Here is a 16,729-nt window from a genome sequence, read left to right as displayed (position 1 = left end):
ATGAATGGCTGCGCAATTATAACTGAGAGGTAGGAAATGTCGCAAAAAGTCGTAGTTATTTATTCTGGGGGCATGGATTCTTACACCGTACTGAATAAGGCCATTGAACAGGGTCATGAGGTCTTAGCACTGTCCTTTAACTACGGACAGAGACACGTGAAAGAGCTTGATGTTGCTGCCAACGTCTGTAAAAACCTCGGCATAACGCACAAAGTTGTCGACATTACTGCCATCAATGGCCTGCTCGCGGGCAGCTCGCTAACCGACGATATCGACATTCCCGAGGGTCACTACGAGGAAGCGTCGATGAAGTCAACGGTAGTCCCCAACCGCAACATGATTCTGCTGTCACTGGCGATTGGTTACGCGGTATCCGTTGAGGCGACCGCGGTCTACTATGGCGCGCATTCGGGCGACCACGCCATTTACCCGGACTGTCGGCCGGAGTTTGTGCGCCAGATGAATGTCGTCAGTAAACTGGCAAACTACGAACCGGTAGAGGTTGTCGCGCCTTACCTGGACCAGGATAAAAACGACATTCTGGCTGACGGCCTGCGCATGGGACTGGACTACAGCAACACCTGGACCTGTTATAACGGCCGCGATAAAGCCTGTGGTAAGTGTGGAGCTTGTATTGAACGACTGCAGGCATTCGCAGCGAATCAACAACGCGATCCGCTGCCTTACGAGGTATCAGTCAGCTAAATACTGTTGCGCACGCTGCCAGCGTGGCGTGCGTTGCAGTTCCGCCAAATTAGGCCGAGTACCACTCATCAACATCCGTTGAAAGCGCGTCGCACTGTGTGACCCGGTCGCAGCCAGCGGTTCACTCAGCAATGCGCTCGCGGCGGCTCTGTCGTTACACACCAAAATCATGTCGCAACCGGCGTTGAGCGCGGCATCCGCCCGTGCTTTCATGGTGCCCGCTACCGTTGCCCCCTGCATGGACAGATCGTCACTGAAAATCATGCCGTCAAAGCCCAATTGGGTGCGCAATACCTGCTGTAACCAATAGCTGGAAAAACCCGCTGGCTTATCATCGAGTTCAGGGTAAATAACGTGTGCCGGCATGACGCCTTGCAGTTTTTTTGCCAGCACCCGAAACGGTGGAATGTCCGTTGCGAAAATGGTGGCTTTATCCCGTTCATCAACCGGGATAGCGATATGCGAGTCCGCCTGCACCGAACCATGGCCGGGAAAATGCTTACCGGTTGCCGCCATGCCTGCTTCATGCATGCCGGCAATAAACTCAGCCGCCAGCCGTGTTACGTCCTGCGCATTATCGGCAAAAGCGCGATCACCAATCACATCACTGCAGGCGTTAATGTCCAGCACCGGCGCAAAACTGATGTCAATGCCCACCGCCTGAACTTCCATTGCCATTAGCCAACCTAGCTCGCGCCCCGCCTGTGCCTGCTCTACCGGATCGGTAAACCGTTGCGCTATCGATGCCATCGGTGGAATCGCACTAAAGCCGTCGCGAAACCGTTGTACCCGCCCGCCTTCATGATCGACGGCGATCAACAGCGGCTTTTGCGCTACCTGTCGAGCCTCATGACAAAGACTCTGCAACTGTTCAGGTGACTGAAAGTTGCGGGTAAACAAAATTAACCCATTCACATCCGGATGAGCTAATAAGGCACGATCGTCGGCACTCAACTCAGTGCCCGCCACATCGATCATTACTTGCGCCATGATGAAGTCCTGTTGTTTTTGTTGATGCCGCTAGTGTGCCAGACAACGTAAATTTGGCCAGTACACTGTTGAATTTTTTTCAGTTGGTTTACTCTAACCCTTAATTGACAAAAAAATAACATTTGGGTGCCCTATGAACATAATACGCTCAACACTTGCCGTTGCGTTAGCAACCACGCTGGCCGCCTGCGGCGGTTCATCTGACGCCGGTACGACCGGTAGCAGCAATAACGATGACGGCTTTGCAAGCTGTTCAATTCCGGATCAAAACCAACGTTTTTTCGAGTACATGAAAGACGATTATTTTTGGGCCGATCAGTTACCGCAGCAGTTGGATCCTGAAGCTTTCGATGACGTTTATGCGGTGTTGGAAGAGCTGCGTGTTCCTGAAGACACTTACAGCTACATATTGACCGAGGAAGAGTACGAGTCGCTGTTTGTTAATGCCGAATACGCCGGCTTTGGCTTCTCGCAGCAACAGGTCAGTGCCACAGAGATCAAATTGCGGTTGGTTTACCGTGATTCGCCGGCGTGGGAGGCCGGTATGCGGCGGGCCGACAGCATCATCGCGATTGATGGAGTACCGACCAGCGAGCTATTGGCCAATGGTACCTACAATGAGGCACTGGGCGAGCCGGAAGTCGGTGTCACCCGTGATATCAGCTGGCGCAATCCGGCGGGCGAGGAATTTACCGCAACCATCAGCAAAGATCAGGTGGCAACCAATACCGTCATGGGCGCTCAGGTATGGGACATAAACCAACAACCGGTCGGCTATTTTACCCTCGACAGCTTTATTAACCGCACCGGCGATGATTTAAATGAGGCTTTCAATGATTTCGCGACAGCGGGCGTGCGCGAACTGGTCATCGATGTTCGCTATAACGGCGGCGGCCTCATTCGCTATGCCAACCAGACGGCTACGCAAACCGCCGGTACCCATGTGCAAGGTAAAACCTTTGTTGAATACCGTTTTAACGAGCAAAACCGTAATCAAAATGAAGCCGTCCCCTTCAGTCTGGTCGATGGTATCGAACAGCTCGATCTGGACAGTGTCATTGTCTTAACCACCGGTGCCAGTTGCTCATCATCAGAGCTGATCATTAATTCGCTAAAACCTCATATCGATGTCACCGTCATTGGCAACCGCACCTGTGGTAAACCGGTTGGTCAGGTGCCCGAACAACTGTGTGACAAAGTCACCTTTGCGATTAACTTTGAAACCGTTAACTCTGAGGGCGATGGGCGCTACTTTGACGGCATTGCGCCGACCTGTCCGGTGCAGGATCGCATCGTTGCCGATTGGGGTAGCTTTGACGACCCACTGACGGCAGCGGCGCGGAATTATCTGGAAACCGGGAACTGTCCGGTCAGCTCGTCTGCTCAAGCCTTGCTGCAACCATCGGCGGATGATTTTGTGCCGCAACAGCCGGTGTTTTATAACCTCAAACAAAAACGCGCCTCGTTACAATAACGAAGCGCGTTGATACTGCCGTAGTTCGGCGTTCATTAATCGCGAACTGCGGCTTTTCTCAGTTCACCCTTGGTGGTGTAAAACTGGTTGTGCTCAAGAATGCCCGGCGCAAAGCTGTCGACACCGATAGCGGTTAACCGCAGTCGTTCCGTTTTCGCAAGCTCGGCGGCGGTATCTTTATCCACTAAACCTTTTTCCAGGGCTGTATCCGCCAGTTCCTGACCGTTCAGGTTTGCCGACAATTCACCGCGTTTTTGTGCTTTACGCAGGGTTTTATAGACATCCTTCATTTTCAACATGGCAAGGAACGCCATTTCCATGTGGCCGGTTGGATCACTTTCTTCTTCTTTCCAGAAACACAGGAAGGTATGACGGTCACGGGTAACGCCCGGCTTCATCATATCGGTACTGATGTTCTGTAGTAATTCATCCGACGGCTCGCCAAAATGATTACCCAGCGGAAATACCAACGCCCGCATCGCCACGGCAACCACGCGGTTAGGGAAGTTACGCAGGAAGCCATCAAAGGCATAGCCGATTTTATGCAGATGCTGCTGTACCGCATAATGCACGTACGGCAAATCAGCCGCCTGACGGCCTTCGTCTTCAAACCGTTTTAATACGGCCGAGGCCATATACAGGTGGCTGAGGATGTCTCCCAAACGCGCCGAGATCATTTCTTTGCGCTTCAAGTCGCCACCGAGCATTAACATCGACACATCCGAAACCATCGCCAGAGCTCGGCTCATGCGTGTCAGATGCTGATAGTAGCGAGCGGTTTCGCCACTCACCGGTGTCTCATTAAAGCGCGAACCGGTTAAGCCCATCCAGAGGCTGCCAAAAACGTTGCTGACGGCAAATTTAATGTGCTTCACCAACAACTTATCGAAATCACGCATACCCTGTTCTTCATCGGGGTTAGCCGCAGCTTTCATTTCTTCCAGCACATAGGGGTGACAACGGGTTGCGCCCTGGCCGAAGATCATCAGATTACGGGTAAGGATGTTGGCACCTTCTACCGTAATCGATACCGGCGTCGCCATGTAGCTGTGCCCAAGGTAGTTGTGCGGCCCCAGTTGAATGCCTTTACCGGCATGGATATCCATCGCATGTTCCATCACCTCACGACCCATCTCGGTCATATGGTACTTGGTCATTGCGGTGACCACCGACGGGCTTTTACCCTGACACAGGGCATTGATGGTAAGCCGGCGCATGGACTCAAGGGTGTAATTGGTACCGCCGATTTTACCCATCGACGCCTGTACCCCTTCAAACACCCCGATTGGCAAGCCAAACTGCTGACGCACATAAGCGTAGGCGCCGGTCATTCGCTGCGTCACGTGACCAGAAGCCGCTGCCAGAGCCGGTAATGAGATACCGCGGCCCGCTGACAAACATTCCACCAGCATGCGCCAGCCTTTGCCGGCGTAATCAACACCACCGATGATCCAGTCAAGTGGAATAAAAACATCTTTGCCATAGGTCGTGCCGTTCAAAAACGCTTGGTTCAGCGGGAAGTGACGATCACCAATTTCAACCCCATCGTGGTCGGTCGGGATCAGCGCACAGGTAATACCCAGCTCTTTTTTATCGCCCAGTAACGCTTCCGGGTCGTACAGTTTAAACGCCAGCCCAAGTACCGTCGCAGCGGGTGCCAGGGTGATATAACGCTTGGACCAGTTGAGCCGTATACCGACCACTTCTTCGCCATTATGCTGGCCCTTACAAATGATCCCTTCATCAGGAATAGCACCGGCATCAGAACCGGCCTCCGGTCCGGTCAGCGCGAAGCAAGGAATATCGGTGCCATCAGCAAGACGCGGCAACCAATACTGCTGTTGTTCTTTCGTACCATAATGGGTCAGTAGCTCACCCGGCCCCAACGAGTTGGGTACCATAACCGTGACCGCCGCGCTGATTGAGCGCGTCGCAATGCGCGAGACGATGTACGAGTTGGCGGCCGGTGAAAACTCCAGACCACCGAACTCTTTGCCAATGATCATCGCAAAAAACCGTTCCTTGCGCAGGTAATCCCACACCGCTTTCGGCAAATCGCGGTCTTGCTGGACGATTTTAAAGTCGTCCAGCATATCCAGTAACGTCGCCAGCTGATTATCGACAAAATCCTGCTCAGCCTGAGTCAGCTTCGGTTCTGGCATATCCAGCAATTTCTGCCAATCCGGACGGCCACTGAATAAGTCACCGTCCCACCAGACATCACCGGCTTCCATCGCTTCGCGTTCGGTGTCCGAAAGTGGTGGTAAAATCCTTTTAAACAAACCAAATACTGGTTTGGTAATAAGGCTGCGTCGGATTTCTCCAACCGCCAGTACAATCACCAGCAATACAATCAATAAAATGATAATTTCCATGGTTTTCTCCAGCTAACCATCCATAAACAGAGTGTAGAACAGCAACCCCGGCTTTGCTTAGCCATCAAGTTGACTGTCCAGGCCTCCGGCAATAAAAACAATTAAGTGATCAATAACGGTCTGAATGTCGGCGTCCTCGTCGAACTCCGCTTGTGCAATTTCAATCAGTGCTTGTCCAGACACCTGAGCAAACACGGTTGCACCCAGCACAAAGTGAAGGCGCCAGAACATATCTTGTTCAGTCAGTTTGGGGTTGGCTCGATGCAACAGCGCCAGCAAGTGCTGCAGTACATCGCCGAAGGCCGATTGGGTGTAACGACGAAGGTGACCCTGAGTCTCAGAATACGCAAATCCGAGCAGGCGCAGAAAGTGCTCAGTACCACGCTTGTGCACCTGGGTTAAGCTTACCAGTGGCGCTTTAAAGCTCTCAAACACCGCCAGGCTGTCGATCGATGGCCGCTCATCCAACTGTTTCAGCTCCGCCTCCAGCGCCGGCATAAACACGTTCATGTAACGTGCCACCACCGCTTGAATCAAAGCCTTTTTTGAGCCAAAGTGATAGTTGACCGAGGCCAGGTTAACGTTCGCTTCCTGGGTAATCTGGCGTAATGAGGTTTGTTCGAAACCTTCCCGCGCGAACAACGTTTCCGCCGCATCGAGAATGCGCTTCTGGGTAGAGGTTTTTGATTTTCGGGTTCGGGTGACCGTTTCAGACATAGGTATAAACGCATATTTTAAACATGCGTTTAATTTAATTCAGTTCGTTTCAGCGATCAAGTGTTCGCTGAAACTATTTATCCGCGTTTTGACTTAACCCAGCCATACATCAAGAAACAGCATCACCACCAACCCCAGCATTAACCCAAAGCTGGCACGGGAATGGTGACCCTCGCGGTGCGTTTCGGGAATGATTTCATGGCTGATGACAAAAATCATCGCACCGGCAGACACCAATAATCCCCACGGCAGAAACCATTCGGCAATGCCGACAAACCAGCCGCCGATGACACCGCCGAGGGGTTCTACGGCACCGGTTAATCCTGCCACCACAAACGCCTGCCAACGGCTGTAACCCAGTGCCAGTAACGCTAACGCGACCGCCAGACCCTCCGGCACGTTTTGTAGACCAATCCCCGAAGCAATCGCAACGGTGGCATCACGATCGCCGCCAGCGGCGGTAATCCCCACGGCCAACCCTTCCGGTATGTTATGAATGGTAATGGCAATAATGAACAGCCACAGCCGACTTAAACGTCGCGCCACCGGGCCTTCTGCACCTTTGACAAAATGTTCATGCGGGACACTGCGATCAATCGCGCCAATCAGTAACGCGCCGATAATAATACCGGCAACCGCAATGGACGGCGGTACCAGGCCACTGCCATATTGTTGTTCGGCAATATCCAGTGCCGGTACAATCAGCGAAAAGAATGAGGCCGCCAGCATCACGCCGGCCGCGAACCCTAACAGGGCGTTGGTGTTGCGTTCATCGGGACGCCAGCCGATCAGCACCGGTGCCGCGCCAACCGCCGTCATCGCGCCGCTCAACCCACTGACCAGTAATGCCGCCAGCCAACCGTCCATGAGCACTCCCGTTAATTAGTGACGCCAGTAATGGCGATGGAATAAAATCAATACTGTCATGATTTCCAGACGTCCGGCAAGCATCGCAAAAATCAGCAGAAATTTCGCGCCATCGGGTAACGGGAGAAAGTTGCCGCTGGGGCCGATGATGTCACCCAACGCCGGCCCCACGTTACTGACCGCTGATGCCGCGCCCGAAATGGCCGTCAGAAAGTCCAGGTCAAACAGTGACAAACCTAAGGCAATGGCTGCCACCAATAAAAAATAGGTGAAACAAAAAGCCACCATCGAACCCAACAACGAATCATTAACTCGCCGTTCCTGATACGTTTGTACCTGTACCAGGTTCGGATGGATCAATTGACTGAACTGACGCCGCAGCAGCAACTGTGATAACTGGAACCGAAAGATTTTCATGCCGCCGGCGGTCGAGCCGGTACAGCCACCGACAAACATCAGGTAAAAGAACAGCATCAGCGACCAACTGCCCCATTGACCGTAGTCTTCCGTTGCATAACCGGTGGTGGTGACCACCGATACCACATTAAACGCAGTATGCAGGAAAGCGTCCCCCACCTCACGGCCTTTGGCAATTTGAATCAGAGCGATGGCGACAATCGCCAGCGTCAGAAAGATCAGAAACGCGCGCACCTGAGTGTCTTTGACCAGCGGCTCGTAGTCTTGCTTAAGTGCGCGGATATAAAGCACAAAAGGCAACGCCCCGGCCACCATAAACAGGGTACCGACCATAACCAGAAAGGCGTTATCGGCAAAATGCCCGAATGACGCATCGTAGTTGGAGAAACCAGCGGTTCCAATGGTAGTCATGCCGTGCACGAACGCATCAAAAACGTTCATGCCACCGATTACGTAGAGCGCGATAACCAGCGCGGTCAGGAGCAGGTAAACCTTACCAATGGCCATCACCATCAGGCTTGAACGTGGCAGGAATTTACCCGACATATCCGAAGATTCCGCCTGGAACAGACGCATACCACCCACCTGCAGGAACGGTAGAATGGCCATTGCCATAACGATAATACCGATGCCACCAAGCCATTGCAGCATGCCCCGCCACAACAGCACCGACTTCGGCAGTGTATCCAGACCAACAATGACCGTGGCACCCGTGGTGGTGATGGCCGACATCGCTTCAAACCAAGCGTTGGTAAAATCCAGATAAGGCTGGGCGAAGATAAATGGCAGGGTGGCAAACAAACTGGCGCAAACCCAACACAGCGTGGTCAGCAAAAATACCTGCCGCGCGCGGAGCTTAGCATCACCGGTCTTCTGCGAATAGAGTACCAGCCCCAACACCAGGCCGATGATCGACAGCGTTAAATAGGTCCACTGATCTTTCTCGCCATGAAACACCGCCAGCACAAAAGGCGCCAGTAACGCCAATGACAATATGGCGATGAGCGCTCCAATGGCTTTTGCCAATAATTTAACCGCCTGCTGTGGGCGCAAGCGGTTGTCAGCAACGGTGGAGGCTTGTTGCATCATGGCCTGTTACGCTGAGGTATCAAGTTCGGTAAAGCTCTTGACCAGATCGTCAACCGCTTTCATTTGCTCCAGATACGGCTGTAAAGCATCCAGCGGCAACGCACAAGGTCCGTCACACTTCGCTTCGTTTGGGTTCGGATGCGCTTCAATAAACAACCCAGCGATACCAAGTGCCATCCCTGAACGCGCCAGTTGCGCGGCCTGAGCACGGCGACCATCGGCCGAATCACTGCGGCCGCCCGGACGCTGGAGTGCGTGGGTGGCGTCAAAAATGACCGGCGCCATCGACTTCATTTCATCCATGCCCAGCATATCAACCACCAAGTTGTTGTAGCCGAAGCAAGAACCGCGCTCGCACAACATCACTTGCTCGTTATTGGCTTCGCGGAACTTTTTCAAAATATGCTTCATTTCGTGCGGCGCTAAAAACTGCGGCTTTTTCACGTTAATCATATTGCCGGTTTCTGCCATTGCCACCACAAGGTCCGTTTGCCGCGCCAAAAACGCCGGCAACTGCAGAATATCCACCACTTCAGCAACCGGCTTGGCCTGATGGGGTTCATGCACATCGGTGATCAACGGTACCCCAAATTCGCGTTTGATCTCTTCAAAAATACGCAACCCCTGCTCCAGGCCGGGGCCACGAAACGAATGAATGGAGGAACGGTTGGCTTTATCAAAGGATGCCTTAAACACGTAAGGAATGCCCAGTTTTTCAGTTACCTGAACGTAATGCTCCGCGATGCGCATCGCCAGATCACGAGATTCAAGCACGTTCATGCCACCAAACAAGACAAAAGGTTTGTCGTTTGCAATCTCGATGTTATTGAGCGTCAGTGATGTGATCATAGTTTTGGTCATTCCTTAATTTAGCTACCAACAACACGCAGTATTTGACCTGCAAGGTAGGCCATGTAAGTGCCTAAAGCATAGCCCATTACCGCCAGCAACACGCCGACCGGGGCCAGCGATGGATGAAACGCCGATGCCACAACCGGCGCAGAAGCTGCTCCCCCGACATTGGCCTGACTTCCCACCGCCATATAAAACACTGGTGCCTTCAGTAATTTCGCAACAAACAGCATCAGCCCGGCATGCACCAGCATCCAGATAGCACCTATCAGGAAGTACTTGGGCGCGTCGACGATGGCAGTGACGTCCATATGCAGACCAATACTGGCCACCAGGATATAGACAAACACCGAACCAATTTTTGACGCGCCGGCGGCTTCCAGGCTGCGCGCTCGGGTAAACGACAAGGCGATACCACCGGCCGTGGCCAGCACAATCACCCAGAAGAACAGACTATCGAGACTAAACCGGCGCAGGTACGGCAAATGCGTACCAATGGCCGGCGCGATCCAGTCAGCCAACAAATGTGCGGCTCCGGCCACGCCGAAGCCGACCGCCAGTATCAACATTAAGTCACGTAATGACGGGTTGCGGACGTGTTCCGCCTGATAGGCTTCAACTTTGGCCTTGATGGCGTCAATGGCTGAGGTATCGGCACCGGTGCGCGCATCAATTTGTTTGGCGTTAGCGGCCATATACAACAGCACTGCCATCCATAAGTTAGCCACGATAATGTCAACCGTGACCATCGCGGAAAAGATATCACCACCGACTTCATACACTTCTTTCATCGCCGCCTGGTTAGCTCCACCGCCAATCCAGCTACCGGCAATGGTCGTCATCCCGCGCCATACCGAGTCAGGACCAGCTCCCCCCAATAATTCAGGGAACAGTAACGACACCAATAACAGGGCAATGGGTCCACCAATAACGATACCGACGGTACCGGTCAGGAACAGGATCAATGCCTTCGATCCCAGTCCGAACACAGCCTTCAGGTCAAGGCTAAGCGTCAGTAACACCATACAGGCCGGCAACAGGTAGTCCATGGTGATGTCGGTAACGGCGGTGGCGTTGCCATCAACAATGTTGAAGGTATTTAACAGTGACGGCAGGAAGTAACACAGCAACAGCGCCGGCACAAATTTATAAAATTTCTCAAACGCCGGATGTTTACTCGAATGGGTATAAAACACCAGACCAAGAATCGCAAGCAATAAGCCCGTGATGACACCATCATTGGTAATTAACGCAGTCGTCTCAGCAGCGGCAGGTGCAGCAGCTAGCATAAACTCTCTCCTTTAGTGAAACACATCGTGAGGGCCTGAGTAACTCTCAAGTTGTAATTTTAATAGTTCGGCACTCGGATCATCGGGGCACTTATCAACAAAGTATTGGTAGTCATCTACGGCCACATGCTGGCAGCCGAGTTCTTCGTACAAATAACCACGGTCACGGATCTCATACGGATCGTCCGGTAGCAAGGTCAACAGCATTTGCACACAGCGCAGGGCTTTTTCAAACCGCGCTTCTGCCATTAGACAATGCTTTAATTCGGTCAGGTAAGCTTCGACCAACGCCTTTTGCGGGGTCGGTTCGGCCCATTCCCAACAAAACTCAGCATCGCCTTCCATCACGTCTTCGAAGCGTTCCATGACCTCCTGGTAGCACACCATCTGGCCATTCTGCGGATCGATAAAATGGGTCTTATTGTCGTCATCGTTGAGCTTTAACAGCGGGTACCCGGGAAAATCCACCACCTGCAGATCGAGCCCATACTGCAACGCACATTCCCGCAACAACACCGCCAATACCAGCGGGATTCCGGTACGGAACGCGGCGACCTGATCAATGGCAATACGGTTGGATTTAATCCAGGTTTCCGGCGCGTCACTGTAGCCTAACTGACGATAAAAATAGGCACTGATCTGACTGACTTTCTGAACCCCGTCAGCGTCTTCACTAAAACCGCTAAAGTCGTTCAGTTGCTGTCTAAAATCGGTTAAAGAACAGCCGTCATTGAAGTCAAGCTGACGGCTGATTTCCCAGAGTATTTCACTGGTTGGCAGAACTTCCTGTTCGCATTGCTGAAGAAACGAATACTGCATGTTTACCTTTTGTCTTAACTTAGGAGCAACGGCATTTTACTGACCGCGACATGAAACAATGCCGCCAGCCAGGCACAGGCACCAATAAAGCCAATCCAACTTACGGCTTTGCTTGAGCCTTTAAGTGCCAGCAGGCCAAACAGAATGTAACCAATAACCCCTAACACTTTCTCGGTCACCCACGGGTCGGCAAAGGGCGCACGGTGGGTCAACACCAGCATCACAATGGCACTGGCCAGTAGCAAGGTGTCGTTAATGTGCGGGACGATTTTGACCCAGCGTTTTTGTAATAGATCGGAGTCCAGTTGTTTCCAGATAAAACGCAATAAAAACAGCGTCACCGAAATGACCACGAACAAAACGTGCATATGTTTAAACGCAACGTACACAATGCTCTCCTTAAAATGAGTGTTTAATTAACTGCGCCAGTTCCGGCACCACGGCGTCGAGAAACTGCGGCGAGTAGTAGCGTCCTTTCTCGGCCTGCAAACGGGTTTTGATGTCGTTTTCTGACAGGCCCTGTTGTTGCCAGTCGAGCAATTGTTCCGTCAGCAGCAATACCTGCGTACTGGTGCCGATGGCGGTGCCCTGCTTACCGTCCGGCAGCCCCATACCATCCCAACGTTCGAGGCGTTCGATTAACGCCCGGTGCGCAACCTGTGTTGCTACATGCTGACCATGCGCCAAAGCCCGCAGTGAACGCGCTACCCGCTGTTGACAGGTGGTTTCGTTGGCGGCAACGGATTCCGGCGCGCATTGCAATAACGGCCCGGCCGGTTCATAAAGGAACCAGGCCAGCGCGGTATTTTTTGCCTCATTATCGGGGCTGACCAGTCCGGCGACCTGATAACTCAATGCCGCCGCCGGCGGTAATTCGTCGACCGCAAAACGGGCACTGCGCAACTCCATCAATTGATCACCCAAGCGCGCTAAGAACTGATCCGAATCTTCCAGGCAAACCACATTGTCCTGCGCCAACTGCACATTTTCCGAAAACAGTTGTAAAACATGATGGTCGTCTTCGGTCAATTGCCGTGAAATGCCTCCGATAAACAGCACCGAGCCATAAGGCCGACAGTGGCTGCGGCAATACAATAAGACGAAGTCATCGCCGTAATAACTGCCGTGATTCGCGACCACGTCATCCAATTCTGCCAGTGCTTCGGCCGGTAATACCGACCGCAAGGTCTGCCCTACGGCAACGTTAGCATCCTCGCCATAGGCGGCAACTACTTTATAGGTGCGCCCCTGCGCATCGGCGGTGGCGTACAGAGTTTGGCGGGCGCCGCCGATCACCCAGCTTAATTGCTGCACCAGGCCATCGACAAAACTATTCATCGGCTGCAGCGCATAAAGGTTCGACGACGCTGCGATGATTTTTTCCAGTCCGTGGCGGCTTTGGTCAATCGACATAATATCGCGATAAGAGCGCAGCGATGACATCACCGCTGTGAACAGTTTCTGCGCCGTTAATTCGGTCTTCGACTTATAGTCGTTAATATCGTAATTGACGATGACGGTGCGTTCCGGTGCCTGGCCGGGCTGACCGGTGCGCAGAATAATACGGGTGTAATGATTTTGTGCCTGCTCACGAATATAGCGGGCAACCTTAAGCCCGGCATCGTCCGTTTCCATCACCACGTCCAGCAGCAAAATGGCCGCGTCGGGATGTTGCTCGATAAGTTCGCAGGCTTCCTGCCCGGAAAATGCACTGTGAAATTCCAGCCCACGGCCAAGAAAGTTAAAGTCGCTTAAGGCAAGCTTAGTCACTGCGTGAACTTCCGGCTCGTCGTCGACAATAAGAATTTTCCAATTCTCCGTCGGAATATTGGGTGTCTGCTGCCCAGGTTCATCCGCAAACATAAACTGATTGCTCATAATATTCCCTCTCTAGCTTGCCTTCTGTCCGCCCGTGACTCGCTCTACGTTACCATAATCTGTCCAGCGGTTAATATGTTTATAACCCTTTTCCGTCAGTAGCTCAACGACAGCCGGCGCCTGTTGCCAGCCTTGTTCGAGCAGTAACCAGCCGTGCTCACGTAAATAGTAGCGTCCCTGCTCAATGATATGCGCAATATCCGCCAGCCCCTGCTGCTCAGCGATCAGCGCACTGTGTGGCTCAAATCGCACGTCGCCCTGCTGTAAGTGCGGATCGTGGGCATCGATATAAGGTGGATTAGAGACAATCAAATCAAACCCGGCTGTGTTCGGCAAGGCATCAAACCAATGGCTTTGCAGCACCTGAATCGGCAGCGCTAAGCGCGCTGCATTGTGTTGCGCCAGCGCCACCGCCGCCGGCTGTTTATCCAGCGCGGTAATTTGCCAGGCCGGCCGTTCCGATTTCAGCGCCAGCGCAATAGCGCCGGTGCCGGTACCCAGATCAAGAACCCGCGCGTCGTCGGGTAACTCCAATGACAACGCAGCCTCTACTAAGGTTTCGGTATCCGGCCGCGGAATCAGAGTGCTGTCATTCACGGCCAGCGGCAGCGACCAAAATTCCCGTTCACCGGTAAGGTGAGCCACCGGATGACCCTGCTGACGTCTCGCCACCAGTTGCTGCAGTTGCTGCCATTGTTGCTCGGTTAGCCGTTGCTCCGGCCAGGTCATCAGGTAAGTGCGATTTTTCTGTAACACAAAACACAGCAAAGCCCGGCTGTCTGCAGCTGGGCTTTCGCTGTCGGCTAGTTGTTGTTGGCACCACGCCTGCGCATCAGCAAGGCTTTTCATCGGTTAGTGCTGATCCTGTGCTAACGCCGCCAATTGATCCGCCTGGTGCTCCGTAATAATCGGATCGAGAATCAAATCGAGGCTACCGGCCAGTACTTCATCCAAGCGGTATAAGGTCAGATTGATGCGGTGATCGGTGACCCGGCTTTGTGGATAGTTGTAAGTTCGAATACGCTCCGAACGATCACCACTGCCGACCAGGTTACGACGAGTGCTGGCTTCTTCCTGTTGGCGCTTTTCGTCTTCCATTTTCTGCAGTCGCGACTGCAGTACCGACATCGCTTTGGCGCGGTTTTTGTGCTGCGAGCGCTCTTCCTGACATTCAACCACCACGCCGGACGGCAAGTGGGTTATACGAATGGCAGAATCGGTTCGGTTAACGTGCTGACCACCGGCGCCCGAAGCTCGGAAGGTGTCGACACGCAAATCCGCCGGGTTAATTTCAATGGCTTCGGCTTCGGGAATTTCCGGCAACACCGCTACCGTACAAGCCGAGGTGTGCACACGCCCCTGTGACTCGGTTTCCGGAACTCGTTGCACGCGGTGACCACCGGATTCAAACTTCATTTTGCCATAAACGCCATCACCGCTCATGTGGGCAATGACTTCTTTATAGCCGCCGTGCTCGCCTTCGTTAGCGGACACAACACTGATTTTCCAGCCACTGGCTTCGGCGAAACGGCTGTACATACGGAACAGGTCGCCGGCAAAAATCGCCGCCTCATCACCACCGGCACCGGCACGGATCTCCAGGTAGCAAGCCCGATCGTCGTTAGGGTCCTTCGGCAACAACAGCACTTGTAGCTGTTGCTCCAATTGCTCAACCTGCGCTGCGCCAGTTTTGATTTCTTCCGCCGCCATTTCGCGCATCTCGGCGTCATCATCGTTGGCCATCTCATGCGCTGCAGCAAGGTCGGCCTGTGCCTGTTTGTATTGCTCGAAACTGTCAACCAGCTCCTCCAACTGCGAATACTCTTTCGACAACGCCCGGAACCGATTCTGATCGGCTATCACATCAGCTTCGCCCAGTAACGCCTGCACTTCTTGATAACGCTCGAGTAAGCCCTCAAGCTTACGTTCAATGGATGGATTCATTAACGGTTTTTAATCCTTGTTTTCACTGTGTTCTGTGGTATCCGGCACCAGCTGTTGCAATAACGCCAGTGCCTTCTGATCATTCTGTTCACCGGCTAATTTTAGCAACTGCGTCGGCTGGTGCGTCAATTGTTGCGTTAAGCGATGGGTCAGCAATTGTATCACCTGCTCCGGTGCTTTGCCCTGCGCCAGCAATTGCAGGGCGCGTTCGGTCTGTTGTTCGGCAATGGCCTGGGCATGTTGACGGTAGCCACGGATCAGTTCAACACTGTTCAGTGACTTCAGCCATTCACCAAATTCCCGGCTTTGCTGCTGAATGATCACCTGCGCCTGACGCGCCGCTTGCTCACGGTTCTTGATGTTCTCACTGATGATGTTCTGCAGATCATCAACCGTGTATAAATAGGCGTCATCCAGTTCGTTGACCTGCTCTTCGATATCACGCGGTACGGCCAGATCAATCAACAACATCGGTTTGTGGCGACGCTTTTTCAACGCCTGTTCAATACTGCCTTTGCCGACAATTGGCAGCGTACTGGCGGTCGAGCTGACGACAATATCGGCGCTCGGCAATAACTCGCCCAGTTCGGATAAGCTGTGCGCGCGACCGCCGACCTTTTCTGCCAACTCACTGGCGCGCTGTAACGTCCGGTTGGCCACGGTGATATCCACCACACCTTGCTGTTTCAGGTGCTGTGCCACCAGTTCGGAGGTATCACCGGCACCAATCAACAGCACACTGGACTTATCCAGCTTAGCAAAAATGTGTTTAGCCAGACTGACCGCGGCATAAGCCACCGATACCGCGTTCTGCCCCACCTCGGTTTCGTTACGCACGGTTTTGGCTACCCGAAAGGTGTGCTGAAACAGGCGTTCGAGAATTCCGCCCACCGCGGCCTGACGTTTGGCCAGTTGATACGACTGCTTGACCTGGCCAAGAATCTGCGGCTCGCCCAGCACCAGCGAATCCAGCCCACTGGCTACCGACATCAAATGGCTGATGGCCTGCTCGTCTTCATAGGCATAATGGTGCTGCGCCAGCGCATCCGGCGCCAGTCCATGAAAGCCGGACAGCCAACCGAGCAACAGATCGGCCGATACATCACCCTGACAGTAGAGTTCGGTGCGGTTACAGGTCGATACAATGACGGCCTCTTCCACGCCCTGCAATTGGCGGATGGCCTGCAACGCCGAATCGAGCTGCTCGGTCGTAAAAGCAACTCGCTCGCGCAGATCGACTGGCGCCGTTTTGTGATTGATACCCAGAGCTGAAATGGTCATCCGCTGCAGAAACTCGTTATCTCAACGTGGTC

General features: G+C 53.2%; 15 protein-coding genes. 2 read left to right on the top strand and 13 right to left on the bottom strand.

Annotated elements, in window-relative coordinates; genetic code table 11:
* The first annotated feature begins 36 nt into the window (after positions 1-36).
* The gene (queC, locus tag C5610_RS04340) at positions 37-705 is read left to right on the top strand and encodes a 7-cyano-7-deazaguanine synthase QueC (protein ID WP_105306072.1); all 669 of its coding nucleotides are present in this window, start codon (positions 37-39) and stop codon (positions 703-705) included.
* Here the strand turns inward: queC and nagZ are convergent.
* Positions 694-1,695 (bottom strand): beta-N-acetylhexosaminidase, encoded by a 1,002-nt coding sequence (gene nagZ, locus C5610_RS04335; RefSeq protein WP_105306071.1) that lies wholly within the window; start codon positions 1,693-1,695, stop codon positions 694-696. The genes queC and nagZ overlap by 12 nt on opposite strands.
* Before the next feature lie 133 nt (positions 1,696-1,828).
* Between nagZ and C5610_RS04330 the strand changes: the two genes are divergently transcribed.
* On the top strand, positions 1,829-3,169 hold the full coding sequence (locus tag C5610_RS04330) for a S41 family peptidase (protein WP_105306070.1): 1,341 nt from the start codon (positions 1,829-1,831) through the stop codon (positions 3,167-3,169).
* Between the two features lie 35 nt (positions 3,170-3,204).
* Here the strand turns inward: C5610_RS04330 and C5610_RS04325 are convergent, their stop codons facing one another.
* From C5610_RS04325 to hemA, 12 genes are all read right to left on the bottom strand, one after another.
* The gene (locus tag C5610_RS04325; RefSeq protein ID WP_105306069.1) at positions 3,205-5,544 is read right to left on the bottom strand and encodes an acyl-CoA dehydrogenase; all 2,340 of its coding nucleotides are present in this window, start codon (positions 5,542-5,544) and stop codon (positions 3,205-3,207) included.
* Positions 5,545-5,601: 57 nt separating this feature from the next.
* Complete coding sequence (locus C5610_RS04320; RefSeq protein ID WP_105306068.1) at positions 5,602-6,261, bottom strand: TetR/AcrR family transcriptional regulator; 660 nt, start codon at positions 6,259-6,261, stop codon at positions 5,602-5,604.
* A gap of 93 nt (positions 6,262-6,354) precedes the next feature.
* Positions 6,355-7,128: a ZIP family metal transporter gene (locus C5610_RS04315; protein WP_105306067.1), complete on the bottom strand. Its 774-nt coding sequence runs from the start codon at positions 7,126-7,128 to the stop codon at positions 6,355-6,357.
* A gap of 15 nt (positions 7,129-7,143) precedes the next feature.
* A complete protein-coding gene (locus C5610_RS04310) occupies positions 7,144-8,634 on the bottom strand; it encodes a TrkH family potassium uptake protein (protein ID WP_262340024.1) in 1,491 nt (496 codons plus the stop codon).
* A gap of 6 nt (positions 8,635-8,640) precedes the next feature.
* The gene (gene kdsA, locus C5610_RS04305; RefSeq protein WP_105306065.1) at positions 8,641-9,483 is read right to left on the bottom strand and encodes a 3-deoxy-8-phosphooctulonate synthase; all 843 of its coding nucleotides are present in this window, start codon (positions 9,481-9,483) and stop codon (positions 8,641-8,643) included.
* A gap of 20 nt (positions 9,484-9,503) precedes the next feature.
* On the bottom strand, positions 9,504-10,775 hold the full coding sequence (locus C5610_RS04300) for a DUF819 domain-containing protein (protein ID WP_105306064.1): 1,272 nt from the start codon (positions 10,773-10,775) through the stop codon (positions 9,504-9,506).
* Between the two features lie 12 nt (positions 10,776-10,787).
* Positions 10,788-11,594 carry a SirB1 family protein gene (locus C5610_RS04295; protein ID WP_105306063.1) on the bottom strand — a complete coding sequence of 269 codons (807 nt, stop codon included), beginning with the start codon at positions 11,592-11,594 and terminating at the stop codon, positions 10,788-10,790.
* A gap of 14 nt (positions 11,595-11,608) precedes the next feature.
* Positions 11,609-11,983, bottom strand: coding sequence for a SirB2 family protein (locus C5610_RS04290; RefSeq protein ID WP_105306062.1), 375 nt, complete (start codon positions 11,981-11,983; stop codon positions 11,609-11,611).
* A 10-nt stretch (positions 11,984-11,993) separates the two neighbouring features.
* On the bottom strand, positions 11,994-13,472 hold the full coding sequence (locus C5610_RS04285) for a DUF3369 domain-containing protein (protein ID WP_105306061.1): 1,479 nt from the start codon (positions 13,470-13,472) through the stop codon (positions 11,994-11,996).
* Positions 13,473-13,484: 12 nt separating this feature from the next.
* Positions 13,485-14,321 carry a peptide chain release factor N(5)-glutamine methyltransferase gene (prmC, locus tag C5610_RS04280; RefSeq protein ID WP_105306060.1) on the bottom strand — a complete coding sequence of 279 codons (837 nt, stop codon included), beginning with the start codon at positions 14,319-14,321 and terminating at the stop codon, positions 13,485-13,487.
* A gap of 3 nt (positions 14,322-14,324) precedes the next feature.
* Positions 14,325-15,416 (bottom strand): peptide chain release factor 1, encoded by a 1,092-nt coding sequence (prfA, locus tag C5610_RS04275; protein ID WP_105306059.1) that lies wholly within the window; start codon positions 15,414-15,416, stop codon positions 14,325-14,327.
* 9 nt (positions 15,417-15,425) lie between these two features.
* Positions 15,426-16,697 (bottom strand): glutamyl-tRNA reductase, encoded by a 1,272-nt coding sequence (hemA, locus tag C5610_RS04270; RefSeq protein WP_105306058.1) that lies wholly within the window; start codon positions 16,695-16,697, stop codon positions 15,426-15,428.
* Positions 16,698-16,729 lie beyond the last annotated feature (32 nt).

Origin of the sequence: Idiomarina sp. OT37-5b, from assembly GCF_002968395.1 — a bacterium.
Classification (GTDB): domain Bacteria; phylum Pseudomonadota; class Gammaproteobacteria; order Enterobacterales; family Alteromonadaceae; genus Idiomarina; species Idiomarina aquatica.
The sequence above is the reverse complement of the archived record's forward strand: the minus strand, read 5'-3'. Positions and strand labels throughout refer to the sequence as shown.